Origin of the sequence: Novosphingobium sp. ST904, from assembly GCF_001298105.1 — a bacterium.
Lineage (GTDB): Bacteria > Pseudomonadota > Alphaproteobacteria > Sphingomonadales > Sphingomonadaceae > Novosphingobium.
The window spans coordinates 1-6,513 of the sequence record NZ_LGJH01000069.1 but is presented as its reverse complement, the minus strand read 5'-3'; the positions used below and the strand labels follow the sequence as shown (position 1 = coordinate 6,513).

Here is a 6,513-nt window from a genome sequence, read left to right as displayed (position 1 = left end):
TCGCCACCCGTTACGACAAGCTCGCCGCCAACTTCCTCGCCATGGTTCAACTTGCCTCAATGCGGCTATGGCTGCGAGCTTATGAGTCTACGGCCTAGAAAATCATCGCCAAGTCACGGTATTGGCGAGAGAAAATGGCTGGAAACTTGTGCAGATGTGAGGTCGCTGCCGCATGCCCACGATGACCTCAGTTCGTCTGCCCTATGCAATGAGAATTCCAGACCGCAATCAGGGGAAAAGGCGCAATTCTCAGATCGGCAGGCAGTTTCTCTAGCGACGTCATCCAAGCTTGATTCGAAAGTCACAGAGGTGACAACTGACCTGTTTTCGCAAATCCCCTTGGAGCGGTGCCACGGCGCATCTCCAAGCGATGTAGAAAGTGGGCGAAGATGCGGAGAAGCGAGGTCGCTCCTCCTTGCATGGTTATTTAATACATCATATATGACGTGATAATAGATTTTTATCGTCATATTTGGATGCATGCGATGGGATCCCCAAAAGCAAAGCAAGCCTTGGAACGCCTCGGCAATGATATTCGCACCGCCCGGTTGCGACGCGGGGTCGCCGTGGCCGATTTGGCAGTACGAGCAGGTACATCGCCCAGTTCGATCAGCCGGCTTGAGAAGGGTGATAGCGGCGTAGCGATAGGCACGCTCGCCGAGGTTTTGGTCGCGCTTGGGCTGATCGAGCGGCTTACCGACCTGGTGGACGTGCGCAAGGATGACCTCGGACTGGCATTGGCGGTCGAGCGCGGTCCGCGCCGAGGACGCACTTTCGCCGCCCGTCTGAAATCGCAAAAAGCACATTCCAGGAAGGGCGAAGGCCAACAAGATATCATCGACCCCGATGGGGCGGCGTTCTGATGACCGACTTCATTGCCCGTGTCGCGCTCGGAGAAAGCCTGACGCCGGTTGGGCAACTACGCTTCACCCATGCTGGCCCGCGCCAATTCTCGACGTTCAGCTATGACCCGGCATGGATCGAAAATCCGCGCGCCTTTGCTATCGAGCCGGATTTCACCCTTGAGGCCGGGCCTTTCCACCGATCGGGACAGTCCGCCAACAGGCGCGACGCATTGGCAGGCGTGTTTGCCGATGCTGCGCCTGATAGCTGGGGGCGACGGTTGCTTGAACGTGCCTACGGCAATGGCCTCAGTGAGTTCGAGTACCTTACGCTGTCTGATGACACCTGCCGTCAGGGAGCCATGCGTTTTCTCGATGAGGATGGTCAGGTCATCCGCGGCAATGCCGAAGATTCTGTCCCTCGCCTCGTCGATCTGGAAGCGATCACGGCGATTGCGCGCGCTTACGAACAGGGCAAGGAGGTATCCGCCGAAGCAATGCAAGCGCTCGCAGGCGCGGGTGGCTCGGGCGGCGCCCGCCCCAAAGCCAATGTCAGGGATGGGGACGACCTGTGGCTCGCAAAATTCACTTCGGTTCACGACCAGCAACCGATCGAACGGGTAGAAGTGGCGACGCTACGTCTTGCTGCCGCCTGTGGCATCCGCACGCCCGTGGCGCGTCTCGAGTTGGCAGATACGCCGTTTCCCGTAGCGCTGATCCAGCGGTTCGACCGCAGAGGCGTGAACCGAATTCCCTATATTTCGGCACGTACCGCGCTCGGCAAGAGCGGTGCGGAACTGGGCTCCTATACCGAGATCGTCGACTTCATCCGGCAATACTCGCCCCAGCCCAGACAAGATTTTCGCGAACTCTACCGACGCCTCACGTTCACCATTCTTGTGTCGAACAAGGACGACCACCTGAAGAACCACGGCTTCCTGTATGTCGGCGGCGGGCAATGGCGCCTGTCGCCGTGTTCGACGTCAATCCTGCCCCCGACCGCAACCCGCATCTGGAAACGGCGATCCTGGAAGGCGGTGCGCATGATCGCTCAATGGCGCTTGCGCTGGAGGCCTGCGAGTTCTTCGAAATCAGGGAGCAGGAAGCCCGCAACACCATTCAAGGGCTGGCACAGACGGTGTCCTCGTCATGGCGCAATGCGCTTCGAGAGGTCGGCGTATCCGGACCGCTGGCAAGATCCTATGAGCCAGCGTTCGTTCACGACGAGATGGAACTCGCACTAGCTATATAATTCATATTTGCTGAGTTAAAGTTAATAAATCATCAAATATGACTGAATTAGCAAGCCAAGGAGAGATACGGCGCAACGGATCATTGCGAGCTTTCTGAATTACCCTTCCCATCAGCCTTAAGGTTCGATCCTCCGCAAAAAGCATCCCAGTCGCCCATCATCGCCCGGCGCTTCTCCAACAGATTGCCTCGGCGATAGGCTGCCTCGGTCTTGCTCTTCACCACGTGGGCAAGCGCTGCCTCCGCAACATCGCCAGGATGCTGGGTTTCCTCGCTGACCCAATCTCGGAAAGACGAGCGAAAACCGTGCGCGGTATAGGGCTCACGCATCTCGCGAAGCAGTTTGGTAAGGGTCATGTCGGACAGCGGGGACTTAGGCCGCGCCCCAGGAAATACCAGGGTAGCCGCCCCCAGCCGCAATTCCTCGCATCGGCGCAGAATTTTCAAGGCGCCCTCGCCCAACGGCACGACATGCTCGCGCTGGGCCTTCATCCGATCCTTGGGGATGGTCCAGAGCTTGGCTTCAAGATCGATCTCATCCCAAGTCGCCTCTCGCACTTCTCCAGAACGTCCGGCCGTCAGGATCGCAAACTGGAGCGCAAGGCGGCTGAACGATTCGCGCTCTCGCAGACGCCGCAGGAATGTCGGCACCTTATCGTAGGGCATGGCAGCGAAATGGCCGTCCTTCTTGGGCTGGCGAGGAAGCCCCTTCGTGATCGCGCGCATAGGAGCCTCAGTTTCGCGATAACCCGAGGCGTAGGCCCAATCGAGAACCGCCCCGATCCGCTGGCGCACCCGCCTCGCCGTCTCGGGTTTCGAGAGCCAGATTTCAGAAAGAAGGTTTCGGATCATCGGGCCCGTGATCTCGCTCACCTGGCGGTCACCGATATGAGGAAAGACATAAGCCTCGAGCGTGCTCGACCACTGCCCTGCATGCTTCGCATTGCGCCATGTCTTGCTGTGCGCAGCGATGACCTTGGCTGCCGCCTCACGGAACGTTGGGATGCCCTGCGCCTTGCGCCGCTCGAAGATGGGATCGAGGCCCATCTCTACCCAACTGCGGATTTCCCTCGCCTTGTCCCTGGCTGTGGCGAGCGAAACTTTGGCAGCACTGCCAAGACCGAAGTCTCGTCGCATCCCGTGCTTCTGGACGCGGCATATCCAGCTCTTCGAGCCGGTAGGATGCACGACGAGGTACAATCCTTCACCGTCGCCCATTCGGCCGGGCCGCGTGGCAGCCTTCACGCTCGTTGCGGACAGCTTTCCCATGACCAAAACCTTCCCACATTTTATCCCACATGACCAATCGGACACCGATGGATCGGGCTGGATGCGGCAGGACGCGAATCACTTGGTAAGCCTTGGAATTCCTTGGCTTTCTATGGATCGCTCTGGATGTGTCTGGAAGAGTAAGTGGCGGAGAGGGTGCCCGTCGCAAGATCGGCAAATAATGGCGCATTTCTGCGTCTTTCGCGTGGGCCCGAGAATGCGATACCCCCGATTGTACCCCCAGCGTATTTTGCGCTTCGGTTAGGATCCCGAGGCCTCCGCCTAACCCGCGAATCATCCGCCGCAACGGCGTTCTGTGTGCGCTTCTCGAATCGGCTGCATGTTCCTATGATGTTCTCATGAGCAGTGAACAGTCCTTTCCCCACGTCCTGACAGCCGACCAGGTCCGATTCGAGATCACGCGGGGCTTCCAGCAGATCCCGCGATCGGTCCAGCGCGACATGCTGGTCAAGGATACGGAGAAGGCGCGGAAAGCTCAGGAGGCAGCGGTGCAGTTCATCGTTGCGCGCTTCGAAGGCTTTCAGGTGCGCGCGCCAGAACCCCGGCCGAACCTCTTCCATATGGGTGCCGGTCGATGACGTGCCGGATCTGCACCGCGAATGATGAGGAAGCGCTTATCGAGCAGATGGCCGAGGCCATGTGGCTTACGCAGGAGACGCGCGATCCAGACAACGAATGGCGCCCATGGGAACATGCTGGGCCTTACTGGCAGCGCGTGATGCTGGATTACGCGCGGGCGTCGCTCCAGGTGTTGCGGCGTGATTTCGGGGAATAGCACCCTACATCTATAGGGCCGGCGTCCTCCTCGTCGCCAACAAGCCCTCACTCAAAAACTTTGCCAGCCTGGCAAAGTTTTGCTTGCGGCCTGAGCCGATCAGCATTATTTGCCAACTTAGCAAACTTTTCCGCCTTGGGGCGTTGGGCATAGGGCGGAGGGATTGTCGGTTCATATTCTAGGAGAAAGCCATGGACCAGTTCGGAACGATACTTCGGAGAGAACGTAAGGAGCGGAAAATGACGCTCAGCGATCTCGCGAAGAAGCTTGGCTTGAGCGTGCCCTACCTCAGCCAAATCGAAACTGGATCGAAGCCTGCACAAGAATCAATCACCGAGAAGATTATTCGTGAATTTGGTCTGATTGGAAATGATGCAAACTCGTTGCGTAGAGCTGCGGCTCAAGCGGTTAGCATGTACAACATCCGGTTAGGCAAAAATGCCGACCATGAAGATCGAGTATTGGCTGCGTCGCTTGCCTCTGGATTCGCTCGCCTCCCGGCAGAGAAAAAGGAACAGCTCCGACGAATAATGGAGGATGTTAATCGTGGATAGTGGTCGTATCGTGAAGGCGCGAAGTAGGCGCGTAGTGGAGGAACTCGCCGCGAAAGCGCGGCGAGACCTCCAACTATCAGACGATGGCCGAGTGTCGATGCTCGGCATTATCGATGGAGCCCTTTACGATACGGTCGAGGGGTACCGGTTCGAAGTGCGTGCAGATCATGAGATGGGTCTTATGGAAGGCCTGACCGACGATCAGAAGCCGATCATCTACCTAAAGGAGAGCGTAAATCGTGCTCTCGAACGGGGAGACGGTCGAGCGAGGATGACGGCCGCCCATGAGTTTGGCCACCTTTACATGCACTGTGGTGCGCCCACCTTTCGCGCGTTTTCGACGCGATACGATCCGCTTTACGATCCCGAGCGGCAAGCTGACATTTTCGCCGCGGCCTTTCTCATGCCTGAGAGGGGTTTCCGGCGCTGCAAAACCCTCATCGAAGCTATGAATACCTTCGGCGTTAGTCGGAATGCAGCGACGTGCCGTGCGCGCAAGCTCAATCATCGATTTGAAGATTTCGGCCCCGCCGAAGCTTCGAAAAAGAAAAAGGGGACACGCAAAAGCAAGTCCCCTTAGGAAAAGCCCAGATCAGAAAGCGGCCCCTGAAACGGGTGAGCTATCCAAAACCGGCTCGAGTCAAGCGTCGAAATAGGCGCAAACGGTTAAGGAAGCAAGAACGTGAGGCCGTGTTTTTTGGAGACCTCTCGTGTCCTCCACTCCTCCTCCAGGGAAGAAGTGGGTGTTCGTGAAGTGGATCACCAAGAACGGTAAGCGTGTCTATGCCAGCTGGTATGGCAAAAAGGCTTTCCGGATCTTGGTGGACGTCTAATCGACACCTAGTTTCAACCCAACCTTCAAATCGCTTCGGGCTTAGTCCCGAAGCCGATGGCTCCCATTGTTTGAAAGCTCTCTATGACCACTGTCTCTCCAGAAGATTACATGCGCACTGTTGGCGCACTAGCTTCAATGAACTTGTCGATTTTCAACGGTTTCTCCGCGCTTCTCGGGCAACTAGCTAAAAAGGGAGAAATCAATGCTGAAGATGTTCAAGTCATTGAAAATTCGGCGAGAGCGCCCCTTGATAATCCCGATTTGTCGGGAAGCGAATTAGTAGCAGCACTTTTGGAACAGCATGACGAAGTTTTCACTGCGTTGCGCAAACTGGTACCCTAAGCCGAAGAGCAAGCGATCAAGTCTTGGCTCCCTTAGTCTGACCGACTGCCCAAGTGCGCTCCCGCTCGCACTCCCGGCATAGCCGCGGCTGGCAGGTTTCCTCGCCGCCGTCCTGGCGGGGCATGATGTGCATGCGCTCGACCACCGCGTCGCCCTCGATCCGGTTGCGATAGTTCGGCCCGACCTCAGCCGGGTATGGCGATACGTACCCGGTCATGCGCCGCTCTCGCCGCGCCAAGGGAACACGATATCGGCTGGCCAAACGGTTTCCTTTCCGTCGGCCCGGAAATCCCCTCTGCCTGCCATGCGCGCTAGGTAGACCCGGCAGTGCTTGGCCCACACTTTCTTGCCCCAGGACGTGCCGCAATGGAAATCTGAGGCGGCGGCGCGGAGCGCCTTGCGCAGTTCGGCTGGGGTGGCCTCGGGCATCTCGCCGTGAATGCGGGCGATCCACTGCGGTGCAGCGGTTTGCCAGTTACGCATCGCCATCTCCTTCTGAGGAAAACAGCCACCTTGCGTACTGGCGTACGCATCTGCTGAGCGGCGCCTTGCCGGTGGGATGATGGATCGGTCTTAAGGTCGCAGTTATTTGCGAACTTAGGAGCGGTGTTTGTGGGACGGATC

The 6,513-nt window shown here is 57.9% G+C and carries 9 protein-coding genes and 1 pseudogene; 8 read left to right on the top strand and 2 right to left on the bottom strand.

Going from position 1 to position 6,513, the window contains the following annotated elements; genetic code table 11:
- From ADT71_RS29870 to ADT71_RS00885, 3 genes and pseudogenes are all read left to right on the top strand, one after another.
- Nucleotides 1-98: pseudogene (locus tag ADT71_RS29870) on the top strand (IS5/IS1182 family transposase); the annotation flags it as partial.
- A 414-nt stretch (nt 99-512) separates the two neighbouring features.
- Entirely contained in the window at nt 513-863 is a 351-nt protein-coding gene (locus tag ADT71_RS00890) for a helix-turn-helix domain-containing protein (RefSeq protein ID WP_197282872.1), read from the top strand.
- Entirely contained in the window at nt 863-2,086 is a 1,224-nt protein-coding gene (locus ADT71_RS00885; RefSeq protein WP_197282871.1) for a type II toxin-antitoxin system HipA family toxin, read from the top strand. Before ADT71_RS00890 ends, ADT71_RS00885 begins: the two co-directional genes overlap by 1 nt.
- Before the next feature lie 88 nt (nt 2,087-2,174).
- Here ADT71_RS00885 and ADT71_RS00880 read toward each other — a convergent pair whose 3' ends face one another.
- On the bottom strand, nt 2,175-3,362 hold the full coding sequence (locus ADT71_RS00880; RefSeq protein ID WP_082370064.1) for an integrase arm-type DNA-binding domain-containing protein: 1,188 nt from the start codon (nt 3,360-3,362) through the stop codon (nt 2,175-2,177).
- Nucleotides 3,363-3,721: 359 nt separating this feature from the next.
- Here ADT71_RS00880 and ADT71_RS00875 point away from each other — a divergent pair, with 359 nt between their 5' ends.
- From ADT71_RS00875 to ADT71_RS30935, 5 genes are all read left to right on the top strand, one after another.
- The gene (locus tag ADT71_RS00875) at nt 3,722-3,961 is read left to right on the top strand and encodes a hypothetical protein (RefSeq protein WP_054434267.1); all 240 of its coding nucleotides are present in this window, start codon (nt 3,722-3,724) and stop codon (nt 3,959-3,961) included.
- Nucleotides 3,958-4,158, top strand: a complete 201-nt coding sequence (locus tag ADT71_RS00870) for a hypothetical protein (RefSeq protein WP_054434265.1) — start codon at nt 3,958-3,960, stop codon at nt 4,156-4,158. The genes ADT71_RS00875 and ADT71_RS00870 overlap by 4 nt, the downstream gene beginning before the upstream one ends.
- A 191-nt stretch (nt 4,159-4,349) precedes the next feature.
- On the top strand, nt 4,350-4,712 hold the full coding sequence (locus ADT71_RS00865; RefSeq protein ID WP_054434263.1) for a helix-turn-helix domain-containing protein: 363 nt from the start codon (nt 4,350-4,352) through the stop codon (nt 4,710-4,712).
- A 34-nt stretch (nt 4,713-4,746) separates the two neighbouring features.
- Nucleotides 4,747-5,292 (top strand): ImmA/IrrE family metallo-endopeptidase, encoded by a 546-nt coding sequence (locus ADT71_RS00860; RefSeq protein WP_054434260.1) that lies wholly within the window; start codon nt 4,747-4,749, stop codon nt 5,290-5,292.
- A 336-nt stretch (nt 5,293-5,628) separates the two neighbouring features.
- Nucleotides 5,629-5,889 (top strand): hypothetical protein, encoded by a 261-nt coding sequence (locus ADT71_RS30935; protein WP_132470462.1) that lies wholly within the window; start codon nt 5,629-5,631, stop codon nt 5,887-5,889.
- 213 nt (nt 5,890-6,102) lie between these two features.
- Here ADT71_RS30935 and ADT71_RS00850 read toward each other — a convergent pair whose 3' ends face one another.
- Complete coding sequence (locus tag ADT71_RS00850) at nt 6,103-6,378, bottom strand: hypothetical protein (RefSeq protein ID WP_054434255.1); 276 nt, start codon at nt 6,376-6,378, stop codon at nt 6,103-6,105.
- Between the last annotated feature and the right edge of the window lie 135 nt (nt 6,379-6,513).